The sequence below is a fragment of the Afifella sp. JA880 genome (assembly GCF_025379905.1).
GTDB lineage: Bacteria > Pseudomonadota > Alphaproteobacteria > Rhizobiales > Afifellaceae > Afifella > Afifella aestuarii.
In genome coordinates, this window is record NZ_JAOANH010000002.1 from 112,598 (window position 1) to 127,575 (window position 14,978).

Consider the following 14,978-nt stretch of genomic DNA (forward strand, 5'->3'; position numbering starts at 1 on the left):
CTGATCATCAGTTCAGGCCACGCCACATTCGGAGCCATTGATGTTGCGCGCTTTTTTCGTTGCAGCTCTTGCAATCTGCATTCCCGCGCTTGCCCCTCAGCCGGCCGCAGCGGCCGACGAGGACGCTGTCGCCTTCATGGAGCGCTTCGGGGGCGAATGGCGCGGCAGCGGCCGTCTTTTGATCGGTCCGGAAAGCGGCCTCCGCTTCCATTGCGCGCTCAACGGTGATCCGAGCCGCAGCATGATGGCCTTCGGTATGACCGGAAAATGCTGGACCGGTTCGCTCTCCGCGCCGGTCTACGCAAAGCTGCGCTACAACGGCGATCAGAAGCGCTTTTTCGGCTCCTTCATGGACGGCGCGGAAGGCGACGGTGCCAATATCGTCGGCGAGCGCGACGGCGAAGGCTTCATGTTGAAGCTGATGCGCGGCGAACTCCAGGGGCTGCTGGATGCCGAACCGGCAGGCGACGGCAAGATGACCATCCTCCTTTCGCTCTATGATCCGAACTCGCGACGCTCTATTCCTGTTGCCGCAATGGGATTTGCGAGAGCCGGCTCCGATTCGCTGCCGATCTATGATCCAGCCATCACAGGATCGATCGAGCCCGCTAACAAATAGCGGACGGCGGGCCCGGTTTTTCGGGAATCTTCACGTTTCACCCTCACCTTCGGACCGTCGGAGGGGGAAGCCGTATGTCAACCGCACAATCGTCGGAACGCGTCGTTAAGTCGGAATCTGAAGACCAGGCCGGGCCTTCCGCTCCAACAGCAGCGCCAGCGCTCGAAGCGACGATCGTGGAAGGCGCGGCCGCGCTGCTGTCGCTCGCGTCCGACTGGCAAGGGCTGATCGATGCCTCTCCTCGCGGCCGCATTTTCCAGACCCCGCAGCACCTGGCGATATGGGCGGAGCATTTTGCGAGCGATCCCAAGGTCGGTTTCAAATGCGTCGTTGTTCGCCGCAACGGTAAGGTCGAGCTGATCTGGCCTCTCGCCTTCTGGAAGATCGGCCCATTGCGGCTGGCGCAGACCGCCGGCGCACCCGTCGCGCAATACGAAGACATTCTGGTCGAGCACAACGACGAGGCCACCTCGCTCTTCGCTGCGGCCCTCGCCGAAGTCGAGCGAGCCGGCATCGATCTCATCCTCATGGAGCGCGTGCGGGCCGATTCCGCGCTTGCCTCGGTGCTGCCGCCTCAGACAGTCGCACTGGGTGAGGAAGATGGCGCGCCATTCGTCGACCTCTCCTCAGGTGACATCGAGAAGGTGCTTGCCAGCCGCAAGGGGAAAGTCAAACGCCACCAGAAAAGGCGCATCGTCGCCCTCGCCGAAGAGGGCGAGCTCCGCCTCGAAGTGGCGCCCGACGGTCCGACGACGCGGCAATGGCTGCGCGAGGCGACAGAGATGAAGCGCGCATGGCTGACGGAGAAAGGCTTCCTAAGCCGCGCATTCCTGGACGAGCGCACCAATCAGTGCCTCGAAGCCTTCGCCGAGCGTCATGGTGGAGCTGGCGTGAAAACCGGCATGACCGCCTCGCGGCTGACGGTCGGAGGCCGCCCCGTCGCCACAGAGATCGCCTACCGCCTGGGAAGCGATTACCTTCTCTTTCTCGGAGCTTTCGCGCCGGAATATGGTCGCTTCGGCCCCGGCAACGTGCTGACGGAGATGGTTCTGCGCTGGTGCGGTCAGAACGGCATCACGCGCTACGACATGCTGCCGCCACGCTACCGCAACAAGCACGAATGGGAGACGGGTGAGGTCGTCGTGCACGATTTCGGCGTGCCGCTGAGCTGGCGTGGCGGATTCTACCTGCGCGCCGTCCTGGGATACGGCAAGCCGCGGCTGAAGCGCTTGTATTACGCCCTGCCTCTGCCGGTGCGCTCGCGCCTGGCCAATCTGATGCTACGCCTCTAGCGGGCTTCCCACCCAGCCGGCAAAGCCATCCTGCGGAACAGAGATCAGATCACAAAAAAGGCGGCCTTAGCCGCCGATTGTCTTCAATCCAAAAACTGCTGATCACCTGTTTCGCAGCGGCAACCAGCAGCCCGTCTCAGATGACGCCGAGCTTCTTCTGCAGTTTCGACGAGGACGTCGTGTACTGGAAGACGACGCGCTCGTCTGGAGCGATGTAGTGCTTTGCGGCCTGCGCCATCAAAGCCGCCTCGTGGAATCCCGAGAGGATCAGCTTCAGCTTGCCCGGATAGGTGTTGATGTCGCCGATGGCGAAGATGCCCGGCTCGGAGGACTGGAACTTCTCCGTATCCACCGGAATCAGGTTCTCGTGGAGATTGAGCCCCCATTCGGCGACCGGGCCGAGCTTCATCGTCAGTCCGAAGAACGGCAGCATGCGCGTGCAGGAGACTTCGATCTCCCCATCCGGCGTCTTGAGAACGGCCGCTTCCAGACTTCCGTCCCCGCCCTTGAGCGCAGTCACCTGCCCCTGCTGAAACGTCAGCTCGTGCTTTTCCTGAAGCGCGAACATCTTGTTGACGGAATCCGGCGCAGCCCGGAATTCCGGGCGCCGGTGGACGAGCGTCACGCTCTTTGCGATCGGATGGAGGTTCAAGGTCCAGTCCAGGGCCGAATCGCCACCGCCGACGATCAGGAGATCGTGGTCGCGGTAATCCTCCATGCGCCGCACCGCGTAGAAGACGGAGCTGCCTTCATAGGCCTCGATGCCCGGGATCGGAGGACGCTTCGGCTGGAAAGACCCGCCGCCGGCAGCAACCACGACCGCCTTCGCCTTGATCGTCGTCGCGGCATCGGTCCTGAGAATGAAACCGCCATCTTCGGTGCGCTCAAGTTCGGAGACCATTTCGCCGAAATGGAACTCCGGATTGAACGGAGCGATCTGCTCCATGAGCTTTTCGATAAGTCCCTGCGCCGAGATCTCCGGCCAGCCCGGAATGTCGTAGATCGGCTTCTCAGGATAGAGCTCGGCGCACTGGCCGCCCGGGCGATCGAGAATGTCGATCAGATGGCATTTCAGATCGAGCAATCCGAGCTCGAAAACGGCGAAAAGCCCGACGGGTCCCGCCCCGATGATGGCGACGTCGGTTTCAACAAGCGTTCCAGTCATGCTTGACGCTCCGGAATGGTGACGACGAGTCCGTCCAACTCGTCGCGAACTCTGATCTGACAGGACAAGCGCGAGGTCGGCCGAACATCGTAAGCGAAATCCAGCATGTCCTCTTCCATCGGCTCTGGAGAGCCGGTGCGCTCGAACCATTCCTCGGCGACAAAGACATGGCAGGTCGCGCAGGCGCAGGCGCCGCCACATTCAGCTTCGATTCCGGGAAGGCCCTGCTTGAGAGCGGCTTCCATCACAGTGGAGCCATTTTCGGCTTCCACCTCGTGGCGGTCGCCGTCCAAACCGATAAAAGTGATTTTTGGCATGATCGATCCGTGTTGCGCCGCACGGGTTTAGGGACGCGGCGGGCGATGTCAAGAAGGGCACAAAACAGGTGCCCGCGTGTCGCAGAGAGCCGTGGCTCAGGTTCGGGCGAGATATCGCACAACCTCTTGCACGGCGGCTTCGAGCGGCGCAAGGTCGCAGCCCTCTGCTTTCAGCCGTTCTTCAGTGAGAGCGGCCACCAAAGCCAGTCTTTCGGCGCCAACATTGCGGGCAAGGCCCTTGAGGGCGTGCACCCTCTCACCGCGTGCAGAAGAGGTGGTCGCCTCCTTGACCTGATTGAAAAGCCGGTCCGCCTCGTTGACGAAAAGCGCCAGGATCTCAACCTTCAAGGCCTCGTTGTGCATCGTCTGCCGATCGAGATGGGCCTCATTGAGGATCGCAGCATCCTCCGCCATGGCCTGTTCCTTCGTGGAAGCGGATGGTTTTGCCCCCAAGGCCCGGGTGGCGTCCGCTTCCGCCACGCATGTGCCCCAAAATAGCCCGAATCTTAGCTCGCTACATGCACGACAGGCTGCAGCACATTCATATTATTCATGAAACAAGTGCACAGAAACGGGAAATCCGGTGATTCCGGCTTCTCAGGCCGTTACATAAATATTAGGATGCATTCACCCATTTTGATGGGAAGGCGCAGCTGTGTCCTGGTCGACACGGCTGCGTTCGGTATCGGGCGGCGGCGGTTCTACAGCCAAGGGGGTGGCAGGAATCGTCCAGAACGGGTGGCCCCTTTATATGTCACCCTCGCATGCCGGCAGAGACCGGCACGGCGTCCGTTGGAGTGGTTGCGTACGGACCGGAGCGAATGTCATGGGTAAAATACCAAAAGCGGAATCGACCGAAGCGGCGTTGTCGGCGGTCGAAGAAGCGCTGAGGATCGACTTCGGCGCCGCGGCCAACAGTCCTGCGAAAGCTTCAGGAGGTGCGGCGGCGGCAAAGCCCGTGCCCGCCAACAACGGCCGCTCCAAAAAGTCGGAAGCGCCCACCAAGGCTGAAAAGCGTGCCGAGACGGAATCGTCCCGCAGCAGCGAGCGCAAGGCGCGTCGCGCTGCCAATGACGACGTTCGTTCCATCGGCAATCTTCTTTATGCCCTGCAGCGACGGCCTTCCTACGCGCCTTTCTGGACTGCGCTTCTCATGTCGGCCGTATGGGCCGGCCTCGGCACGGCCTTCGGGATGGCGCTCTGGCGCGACCAGATTGCAGCCCTCAATTCGATCGAACAGCTCCGCGAGGCGCCGCATCTCGTCGCTCTCGGTGTCGCGATCGTCGTCCCGGTCCTCCTGTTCTGGGTGATGGCGCTGATGATCTGGCGCTCTCAGGAGATGCGCATCGTCTCGCGCACCATGACAGAAGTCGCGCTTCGCCTTGCTGAGCCAGAGAACATCGCCAAGGAATCGATCGTCACCGTCGGCCAGGCGATCCGCCGTGAAGTCGCCTCCATGGGGGACGGCATCGAGCGGGCGCTGGCGCGCGCCAGCGAACTCGAAGTGCTGGTACAGAACGAAGTCGCATCGCTGGAGCGCTCCTATACAGACAATGAGATGCGCGTCCGCCGTCTCGTCGACGAGCTCGTCAACGAGCGCGAGGCGATTCTGCAAAACGCCGACCGCATCAAGGCGGCGATGGGCGGGGCGCACGAGACGCTGACCTCCGATCTCGCCAAGACCAGCGACCAGATTCTTTCCACCGCCGATGAAGCGGCGCGCCGCATTGCCGACCTGCTCGTCGAGCGTACCAAGAATGTGACCGTCGATCTCTCCCGCGCGGGCGACGATTTCGCCACCTCCATTTCAAGCCGCACGGAAAGCCTGCTGGAGCGCATCAATCAGGTGAGCGGCCAGATCGGCGATACGATCGACCACCGCGGCGAAGAACTCGTCGGCCGGCTGAACCGCAGCCAGTCGGAAGCTACCGAGAGCTTCACCGAACGCGGCAGCGAGCTTCTGGAGCGCATCCGCGCCGCCAGCGAAGGGCTGAACGAGCTCATCGCCTCCAAGGGCGGCGAACTCAACGACCGCATCGTCGAGGCTCAGGATCGGCTCAACTATACGCTGACGGAACGCTCCACGGCCCTTCTTGAAAATCTCGGCCAATCGAGCCAGCGCATCGAAAACGCCATCCTGGTCGATGGGCCCGCACTTGCCGAACGTATGTCGAGCCGCGGCGAAGAGCTTGCCGAACGTATGACCTCGAGCAGCGATCGCCTCACCCGCCAGCTCACGGAGACCGGCGAAGCGATGACCGGCCGTCTCGTCACAAGCAGCGAAGAACTGACCGGCCGCCTCCTCTCCAGCAGCGAAGAGCTGAGCGGGCGGATTACGACGTCGAGCCGTCAGTTCACCGACCGGATTTCTTCAACTGGCGAAGAGCTCATCTCGCGCCTGGAGACCGGCGGCGAGGATGTGGCCGCCCGCATCACGGCGAGCGCCGATGCTCTGAATGACCGGCTGGGCACCACAGGAGCCGATATCGCCGGACGCATCACCATCCGCGGCGACGAGCTCGTCGAGCAGCTCGGCGCGCGTGGCGATGCCATCGCCGACCGCATCGGAGAAAAGACCGAGGAAACGGCGAGCCGGCTGGAACGGGCGAGCGACATCGTCGTCAACACACTCGATACCCGTTCGCGCAATGTCATCGACCAGCTCGGCCAGACCGGAAAGTCGATTTCGGTTGCCATGCACACCGAGCTCGAAGGTGTCACGCAGCGCCTGACGGATGCGGAGCGCAGGCTGTCGACGACCGGCGAACGTGTCGCCGGCACCGTGGAAGAGCAGGTTGGCCGCATCGAAACCGGCTTCGATCAGAGCGCAGATCGCCTCAAGGGACGTCTGTCGGAGATCGAAGAGACCGTCAAAGGCTCCGCCATTCGGCTGGAAGAAGCCGGCGACAATGTCGGCGAACGCCTGCGCCAGAACGTCGATATCAATGTCGAGCGTTTTTCGGGACGCCTCTCCGAGATGGAAGAGACCGTCAAGAGCTCGGCCGAGCGGCTTGAAGAGGCTGGCAATGGCGTGGCTGAACGCTTCCGCCAGAATATCGACGTCAACGTCGAGCGTCTCGCGGGCCGCCTCTCAGACATGGAAAATTCGGTGCGCGGCTCGGCCGACCGTCTGGTCGAGACAGGCGACGATGTCGCCCGCCGCCTCGGCGCCAGCATCGACGGCAATGCCGACCGGCTCGCCGGCCGTCTTTCGGAGATGGAGGATTCCGTCAGGAGTTCTGCCGATCGCCTGGAAGAAGCCGGCAACGGCGTGGCCGAACGCCTGCGCCAGAACATCGACGTCAATGTCGAGCGTCTCGCAGGCCGCCTCTCCGAAATGGAAGGCTCGGTCCGCGGCTCGGCCGACCGTCTGGTGGAGACCGGCGACGATGTCGCCCGCCGCCTCGGCGCGAGCCTCGACGGCAATGCGGATCGCCTCGCCGGACGCGTTGCAGAGATGGAAGACGCACTGCGCAATTCCGCCGGCCGTCTCGAGCAGGCGAGCGACAGCGCGGGCCAACGCCTGCGTCAGAATATCGACGTCAACGTCGAGCATCTCGCCGGCCGTCTTTCCGAGATGGAGACGTCCGTTCTCTCCTCGGCAACCCGGCTCGAAGAAGCCGGCGAGCGCGTGTCGGAGCGGCTCGGCTCCAGCCTCGACAGCAATGTCGACCGCCTGACGGGCCGCCTGTCCGACATCGAGGACACGCTGCGGGCCTCAGCCGGACGTCTCGAGGAAACTGGCGAGCACGTCTCAGAGCGTCTGCAGCGTAGCGTCGACGGCAATGTCGAACGCTTGAACGTCCTCTTCGACGATCGCGGCAATACGATTTCGGAGACGCTCGACCAGAAGACAGCGATGCTGTCGACCGTGCTCGGCGAGCGTGGCCAGGCTCTCGGCGCCATGATCGACGGTCACGTCGCTCAGGTCGGAGAGACCCTCGACGGCCGCCTCGGCGGATTCGAGACACGCCTCAAGGAAAGCGCCGAGAACGTCGCGGTCCGCCTCGCCTCCTCGGCCGAGACGATCGAGATGGCCGTATCGGCGCGACTGTCGAACTTCGAAAACCGCGTCACGGCGCGCATCGGCGAGGTCACCCAGGAATTCGGCGAACGCGCCGACGGCCTGTCGGAGACGCTCGACGACCGCCTCGGACGCATCAATACGGCGCTCGACACGCGGGCACGCCAGATCAGCGACACGCTGGTGGCGCGCACCCGCGAAATCGCCACGGCCTTCAACGAAGGCCAGTCGGAGATGACGACGAGCCTCGACGCACGCCTCGGCGAACTCGGCGAAACCCTGACCAGCAAGACGCAGGAGCTGACGGAGACGATCGCCAGCCGCATGATCGACGTCAATGCGAGCTTCGGCGAGCGCCTGATGGCGGTGGAGCACAGTTTTGCCGACCGGGCGAACTCGCTGCAGGCGACGCTCACCGGCACCAGCGACGCGCTCAACGAGAAGACCGAAACGCTGAACAACATGCTGACCCAGCGTCAGAGCGAACTCGCTTCGGTCATCGATTCGCGCTCGTCGATCCTGGTGGAAACGATCGAGAACCGCGGCCGCTTCGTCATCGACGGCCTGGAGAACCAGAACCGCATCCTCACCGACACCTTCGGCACGCAGACGGAGAGCTTCGTGGAAGGCCTGGAGGGACGCACCCGCGACCTCACCGAGGCGCTGGACAGCCGTCGCTCCGGTCTCATGGAAGATCTCGAACGGCAGCGCGACAGCCTCTTCGAGGGTATGGAGGATCGCAGCCGCAACACGGCCGATGCCATCCGCGCGACGAGCGAGGAATCGCTTGCCCGCCTGGACGACAGTGCCCGCGCGCTTCTGTCCAACCTCAGCACGCATTCCCACAACATCATCGATGCGGTCACCGGCACCAACGCCCGCTTCCGCACCGATATCGATTCGCTGCTGACGCGGATGGAAGAAACCAACGCACAGCTGAGCGAAGTTCTGGGATCGAGCGGAGAGCAGCTCTCCGCGATCGAGAGCAACCTCGCCGGCCAGGCGGAGAGCTTGCGCAACGCCCTCTCGGCGGCAGCGCAGGACACCTCCACCTCGACCTCGATCCTGTCCGACCAGATCAAGACGCTGCGCGACGTGTCGACCCACGTGTTGCGTGACATCACGGCCATCGCCTCGCAATTCGACAGCCAGTCCGAATCGCTGTCGGAAGCCGGACGCATGCTCGACGAGGCCAACCGCACGATGGAAGGCCGCATCAGTGGCTCCACCGAGGCGTTGGAAGCGATGGCGCAGGGCCTCACCGGCCAGGCCTCTTCCGTCGAAGAGCAGCTTACGCGCCTCACGGCGATGCTCTCCGATACGCTTGGATCGGCCGAAGAGCGCATCAATTCGGTCGCTGATTCCTTGAGCTCGCGTGCTTCTCTGTCCGCGCAGCGGGCAACCGAAGAGCTGGCCCAGAGCCTCGGCGCGGCGGAAGAGCGGGTGAGCGCCATCGCGAACTCTCTCACCTCCACGGCGTCGGATTCGGCTCGCCAGGCCGCAGAGGAACTCGCCGCGAGCCTCGCGGAGGCGGAGGAGCGCATCAACGCCATCTCCGGCTCGCTCAGCACGCGCGCGGCCATGTCGGCCCGTCAGGCCGTCGAGGAGCTCGCAGAGAACCTTTCGCAGGCGGAAGAACGCATTGCCGCCCTCACCGGCTCCCTGTCGTCTGCGGCCTCCGATACGGCCCGCAGCACGTCGGAGGAACTGGATCGGGCGATTGGTTCGGCCGAAGAGCGCGTTGCCTCTCTCGCGGAGTCGTTGAGCGCCAAGACCTCGATGTCGGTTCAGACCACCTCGCAGGAGCTGGAAACCACGTTGACCGCGGCCATGCAGCGGATCAACGAGGTCGCCGATGCCCTGAGCGCGCGCGCGGCACAATCCGCCACCGGCGCTTCGGAAGAGCTGGAGCAGACCTTGAGCTCGGCCGAGCAGCGTGTGGCGCAGATCGCCCAGGCGCTTGGTCGTCGGGCCGAGGAAGCCGCCCGCGCCGCCATCAGCCAGTTCGAGACGATGCGCCTTGCCGCCATCGCCGAAGGCCAGCGGACGGTGGAAAGCGTGGAACAGGCCCGCGCCGAACTGACGGAACGCCTCGCCGACGTGACGACCGGGTCCGACGAAAAGGTCCGCGCGGCGAGCGAGCGGCTCATGTCGGAAATCTCCGAGGCCGTCGAAAGCGCCACGGAGCGCTTCGCCGAAACCGCCGAGAAAATGCGTCATGCCGCTCGCGACATGAAGAGCGAGCTCGAATCGGCACGCGAGGATCTGCGTCGCGGCGTCAAGGACATGCCGGAAGAAGCCCGTCACGCTTCGGAGGCGATGCGCCGCGCCATCACCGAGCAGATCGAGGCGATCTCGGCTCTGACCGACATCGTCTCGCGCCGCGAAGGTTCAGCAAAGCGCCCCGCCCAGCCGGCAGCGGCGACGCCCCGGCGGGAAGAAGTCGTCGAAGCAGCACCGCAGCCGCGTGGCCTGCCCCGTGCGGCAAATCTGGAGACGGAAAGCGCTTCCGACCGCGCCCCGATCGCACCGCGCTCGACGGGGCCGGCTCCGGCCAGCGCCCCTTCGGCACCTGCAGCAGCGCCTCAGCCTGCCCCGACCCCGCAGCCGGCGGCCCAACAGCCCCCGGCCCAACAGCCCGCAGCCCAGCAGACGCAGTGGAGCGAGCGTTTTGCCCGTCCCGCAGCGCAGCCTGAGCCGAAACCCGAAGCGCGCCCGCAAGGCGAGCGTCGCGGTTGGGTGGCGGATCTCCTGCGGCGCGCATCGAGCGACGAGAGCGAGTACGATACGGGACCGGAGCCCACCTCCGCCCCGACCCCGCAGCCCGCTCCCACGACGCAGAATGCGACGCCGGGCCGTTCGCCCTCGCAGATGGTGGAGAGCCTCAACTCGCTGTCCGTCGACATCGCCCGGGCGATCGACCATCAGGCCGCGCTCGAGCTATGGGAGCGCTACCGCAAGGGCGAGCGCAACGTCTTCACGCGGCGCCTCTACACGATCCAGGGTCAGAAGACGTTCGACGAGATCCGGCGCAAATACGAGCGCGACGGCGAATTCCGCCGTGCGGTCGACCATTACATCGCCGATTTCGAGAAGCTTCTCGACCAGCTGGCGAAGCGCCAGAAGGACCCGGCGATGGCGCAAAGCTACCTCGCCTCGGACACGGGCAAGGTCTACACCATGCTCGCGCACGCGGCCGGCCGGCTGAGCTGAGCCAGTCGATCACGGACAAAAGAAAGGGCGGCCGCGGGCCGCCCTTTTTTGTTGTCTCTAAATGGCCATGAGAACGCTGGGGAGAGCCTCAAAGGTCTCGGCCCGGGCTTGAACCGCCGACACGCGGCAGGACCGTCAGCCCGGCAGCGTCACAATGATCGGATCTCGATCAGTCGCGACGATCGTGTGCTCGTACTGCACCACGGGGGCGGAGGGCTCGCTATAGAGTGTCCATCCGTCGTCACCCTCGGCCGCCCAGAGACCGCCTGTCGACAGGAACGGCTCGACGGTGAGCACGAGCCCCTTATTGATACGCCGCCGGTCGCTCAACGTGGGCCAGGTCGCGATCTCTCCCGGATATTCGTGCAGGGAACGCCCCACCCCGTGGCTGGCAAGATTGCGGATGAGCGTGTAGCCGCGCTGCGAAGCGAAGCGCCCAATGGCAGCTCCGATGGCCGCGAGCGGCCGGTCACTGCCGACCTGTGCAATGCCGATCTGCATGGCGCGCTTACCGTCTTTGCATAGGCGCTCCAGCGAAGGCTCGACGGGACCGACGCGGAACGTTGCCCCGGTGTCGGCAAAATAGCCGTTCTTGGAAGCCGAAACGTCGATATTGACCAGATCGCCTTGAGCGATCATCCGGTCGCCGGGGATACCGTGGGCGATTTCCTCATTCACGCTGATGCAGGTGGCCCCGGGAAAATCGTAACAGCTTTGCGGTGCGGAGACGGCGCCTTGCCGATCGAGAAACGCCCGGCCGATGTCGTCCAGTTCTCTGGTCGTCATCCCGGGCTCCATCGCTTTCGCCATCAGGCGCATGGCATTGGCGACGATGCGCCCGATTTCCTTCAGCCCATCCAGTTCGTCTTGTTTGGTGACCGTCACGCTTCGAATCTCGCGGGGAAGGAAAAATCACACGGCGGCAGCACCGGCGATCTCCCGCCGGAAGGATTGAGAGCCCCGGCGACCAGCTACACGCTCGTCAGTGTCCAGCTGGCGATCTCGGCGAACGCCTGATCCATCGCCCGGTTCAGTCCGGCGACGATCGCGGCGTTGTCGTTGCTTCCGACCGGGCTTTCCGCATGGACGACGCGCGAGGCGACGACACGGCCGTTGCGGTCGTTGAGAAGCTTGACGCTGAAGTCGGCGACAGCGACGCCGTTTCTGAGCTCGAAAGCGCGCACGTCGAGGACGATCTGATAGTCGATCAAAAGTCCCTGCCCCGGCAGGCCAACGGCTTTCACGCGCCCGGTATTCTGCAGCGTCTCCATGAGCCGCGCCTGCAGCAGCCGCGGCAGCGTGTCGGGCCAGGCCGCTCCCGGCAGGTAGGCGAGCTCGGCGGGCGTCGGACGCGCGGCAATGCGCGTCGTGTCGAGGCTTGCGAGCGCGGCAGGCACTGGAACCAGAATCTGCGCGGATGTCCCGGCGCGCACAGAAACATCCTGCGGCGCGGTCAGATCATAGATGGAATCGGGTGTCTTCGGCAGCACGGCGCAGCCGCCGAGCAGCAACAGCGAGACGAGCGCCGCGGCCCCGGCCGTGCCTCCGAAGCGGCGCCGGCGCCGAGAGTTGGCCTTACCGATGTCCTTGCGCATGTTCATCCAATCGCCCTTGCGAGCTCTGCCCCAACCGGACTCTGCCATCATCGTCGCCATTACCGTCTTTGGCCGCGATAGGTGGGCGCGTTGTCTCCGCCGAAGATCAAGCGGCCCGGATTCTGTTCGAGATCGGAAATCAGCGAATCCAGCCGTGACACGGTTCGCCGGCCCTCGTTCACGAATTGGCGGATATCGGCAAGTCCCCGGCTGGAAAAATCCGAAGCCCCGGAGCCGATCGTCTTCGCCTGCTCGTTGAAGGTCGCCGCGGCCGTCTGGATTTCGGCGAGCGTTGCCCGCGCCTGGGCGATCAGCCCCTGCCCCTCCTCGCTCGAGGCGGTGTCGTCGAGCGTGCCGAGAAGCCCCTCGGCCTTGGCACTCAGAATGCCGAGCCGGTCCGACACCTGGCGCGCATTGGCGAGGATGACGCGAATGTCCTCGCGCGATTCGTCGACCGTCGTCGCGACCCGGTTGATGCTGTCGACCGTGTCGGTGATCTTCTGCGGATCGACGCTCGCGACGACCTCGCTCGCATCGTTGACCATCGTCTGCACCTTTTGCGGGTCGACGGCGGCCAGCACCTTGTCGGCCTGAGTGCTGACGGAAGCGAGGCGCGTTACCAGCTCGTCGATCTGTTCGCGCCGCGCCTTGAGCGTTGCGGCGAGGTCGGAGACGCCTTCGACGGTGGTGCGAATGCGCTCAGGATCGATGGCCGCGCTGATCCGGTCGACATTGTCGACGGTTGAGGAAATTTTCGCGGGATCGACGCTCGCCACGATCGCTTCCGCCTGATCGACGACACTGCGCACGCGCTCCGGATCAACCGCTGCCAGCACCTCGTCGAGGCGCGTGCTGACGGCGGAAAGCCGAGTGACGAACTGATCGATATCGGCCTGTCTGGCGCTCAGCGTCGCCGCAAGATCGGACGCGCCCTTGACGACCGTGCGCACCTCTTCCGGATCGATCGCTCCACTCACCCGGTCGATATTGTCGAGCGTGCGGGCGAGCTTCTCCGGATCGACGGCTTCGAGAATGGGACCCGTCTTCGCCTGAACTTCGCTCACCAGGAGGTCCGCTTTCCCGCCGACATTGCGCATGCGATCGGAGAACTCGCGCACATCGTCGGAAACGCCGGAGAGATTCTCGACGAACTTGCGCACTTCCGCGCTCGTATCTCCGAGCGACTGGCTGAATTCGGCGACATTGTCGACGGTCTGCGAAACTTTGTCGGGCTGCACCGAGGCAACGATCGCATCCGCTTTGGCGATGATGCCATCGAGCTTACCCGACATCCCGGCCATACCCTCGGCCGCGCTGGAGACGGAATCGATCAGCCTCGAGATCTGCTGCGAGTTGTCGCTGAGCGCCCCGGAAAAGGTGTCGACATTGGAGATGATCCGGTTGATGCCGTCGCGGTTGTCGGCGACGATCTTGTCGATAGCATCGAGGGTGGATTCCGCCCGGCCGGCAATCTCGCGCGCAGAGGCCATGAGATCCTGCATGTTGGACTGCTTGGCCACGAGCACGGGGACGTCATCTTCCGTCTGCTCCCACACGTCCGGCTCGTTGGCGGAGCCCCCGACCATCTCGATATAGCCGACGCCAGTCACACCCTGGAAGCCAAGCGAGACCTCGGTGTCCGACTTGATGGGCGTGTTGGCACCGACAGAGACGCGCGCATAGACGCGTGAGGGATCCGACGGATCGATCTCCAAAGACTTCACGTCGCCCACCTTGATGCCGTTGAAGAGCACCAGCGCCCCTTTGGTGAGGCCGGTGATGGAGCCGGAGAAGACGATGCGCAACGGCTGCTGCTCCTGCGAGCCCTCCCCGGCCGCCATCCAGTAGATGAAGCCGAAGGCCGCAACCAGGACAGCAAGGGTGAAGGCACCGATGACGGCTGTATTGGCTTTGCTTTCCATGTTTATCGGCTCACTTCCGAAAGACCGGCCGCCCGCGCGCGCTCGCCGCTGAAGTAATCACGGACCCAGGGATGGTCGAAACGCTCCATCGTCGCGATGTCGCCTTCGACAAGAATGCGTTTTTCTCCGACCACGGCAATGCGATCGACGATGGCGTGCAGTGTGTCGAGATCGTGGGTTACCATGACGACGGTCAAACCCAAAGTCTCGCGAAGATCGGCAATCAGTTGATCGAAAGCCGCCGCCGAAATGGGATCGAGCCCCGACGTCGGCTCGTCCAGGAAAACGATCTCCGGGTCAAGTGCCAGCGCGCGGGCAAGGGCCGCGCGCTTGATCATGCCGCCGGAAAGTTCTGACGGATATTTGATGCCGTCGGCCGCCCGCAATCCGACAAGTTCAACCTTCATCGTCGCCAGAGATTCCATCAAAGCTTCAGGAAGGTCGAGGTATTCGCGCATCGGCACCATGATGTTGTCGGCGACGCTCAGCCCCGAAAACAAGGCGCCCTGCTGGAAGAGAACACCCCAACGGCGCTCGAGCTCTGGGTTACCCCCCTTCGTCAGGTCGTGTCCGAAAGCCGTGATGCGGCCTTCCCGGCGCGGCAGAAGACCGAGAATGGCACGCGTCAGCACCGATTTGCCGGCGCCCGACGCACCGACGATCGCAAGCACTTCGCCGCGATAGATATCGAGGTCGAGATTTTGAAGGATCGGCTTGTCGCCGAAGCCGACGGTCAGGCCGCGCACCGAAATGATCGGCTCTTTGCCCTTGCCGCTGGTTCGTCCGTCGGACCCGTTCCCGCTTTTGTTGGTCGTCTGCTCCATCAAGACC

General features: G+C 64.1%; 10 protein-coding genes. 3 read left to right on the forward strand and 7 right to left on the reverse strand.

The genetic code is table 11. The features are described 5' to 3' along the window. Positions 1 to 40: 40 nt before the first annotated feature. Together NYQ83_RS08740 and NYQ83_RS08745 are read left to right on the forward strand one after the other, a co-directional pair. The gene (locus NYQ83_RS08740) at positions 41 to 619 is read left to right on the forward strand and encodes a hypothetical protein (protein WP_261214150.1); all 579 of its coding nucleotides are present in this window, start codon (positions 41 to 43) and stop codon (positions 617 to 619) included. A 74-nt stretch (positions 620 to 693) separates the two neighbouring features. Next, a complete protein-coding gene (locus tag NYQ83_RS08745) occupies positions 694 to 1,911 on the forward strand; it encodes a GNAT family N-acetyltransferase (protein ID WP_261214152.1) in 1,218 nt (405 codons plus the stop codon). Positions 1,912 to 2,047: 136 nt separating this feature from the next. On the opposite strand, the gene NYQ83_RS08750 is transcribed toward NYQ83_RS08745, so the two are convergent. From NYQ83_RS08750 to NYQ83_RS08760, 3 genes are all read right to left on the reverse strand, one after another. Continuing rightward, a complete protein-coding gene (locus NYQ83_RS08750) occupies positions 2,048 to 3,076 on the reverse strand; it encodes an NAD(P)/FAD-dependent oxidoreductase (RefSeq protein WP_261214154.1) in 1,029 nt (342 codons plus the stop codon). Beyond that, on the reverse strand, positions 3,073 to 3,393 hold the full coding sequence (locus NYQ83_RS08755) for a (2Fe-2S)-binding protein (protein ID WP_261214156.1): 321 nt from the start codon (positions 3,391 to 3,393) through the stop codon (positions 3,073 to 3,075). Before NYQ83_RS08755 ends, NYQ83_RS08750 begins: the two co-directional genes overlap by 4 nt. Positions 3,394 to 3,489: 96 nt before the next feature. Then, positions 3,490 to 3,807 carry an Hpt domain-containing protein gene (locus tag NYQ83_RS08760; protein ID WP_261214158.1) on the reverse strand — a complete coding sequence of 106 codons (318 nt, stop codon included), beginning with the start codon at positions 3,805 to 3,807 and terminating at the stop codon, positions 3,490 to 3,492. Between the two features lie 412 nt (positions 3,808 to 4,219). Between NYQ83_RS08760 and NYQ83_RS08765 the strand changes: the two genes are divergently transcribed. Then, positions 4,220 to 10,630 carry a hypothetical protein gene (locus NYQ83_RS08765; protein ID WP_261214160.1) on the forward strand — a complete coding sequence of 2,137 codons (6,411 nt, stop codon included), beginning with the start codon at positions 4,220 to 4,222 and terminating at the stop codon, positions 10,628 to 10,630. 135 nt (positions 10,631 to 10,765) lie between these two features. Here NYQ83_RS08765 and map read toward each other — a convergent pair whose 3' ends face one another. The 4 genes from map to NYQ83_RS08785 all read right to left on the reverse strand — a co-directional run bounded on the left by map (position 10,766) and on the right by NYQ83_RS08785 (position 14,971). Beyond that, complete coding sequence (gene map, locus NYQ83_RS08770; protein WP_261214161.1) at positions 10,766 to 11,515, reverse strand: type I methionyl aminopeptidase; 750 nt, start codon at positions 11,513 to 11,515, stop codon at positions 10,766 to 10,768. 86 nt (positions 11,516 to 11,601) lie between these two features. Then, positions 11,602 to 12,231 (reverse strand): ABC-type transport auxiliary lipoprotein family protein, encoded by a 630-nt coding sequence (locus NYQ83_RS08775; RefSeq protein WP_261214163.1) that lies wholly within the window; start codon positions 12,229 to 12,231, stop codon positions 11,602 to 11,604. A 53-nt stretch (positions 12,232 to 12,284) separates the two neighbouring features. Then, positions 12,285 to 14,147, reverse strand: a complete 1,863-nt coding sequence (locus NYQ83_RS08780) for an MlaD family protein (RefSeq protein WP_261214166.1) — start codon at positions 14,145 to 14,147, stop codon at positions 12,285 to 12,287. A 2-nt stretch (positions 14,148 to 14,149) separates the two neighbouring features. Continuing rightward, complete coding sequence (locus tag NYQ83_RS08785; RefSeq protein ID WP_128291641.1) at positions 14,150 to 14,971, reverse strand: ABC transporter ATP-binding protein; 822 nt, start codon at positions 14,969 to 14,971, stop codon at positions 14,150 to 14,152. Positions 14,972 to 14,978 lie beyond the last annotated feature (7 nt).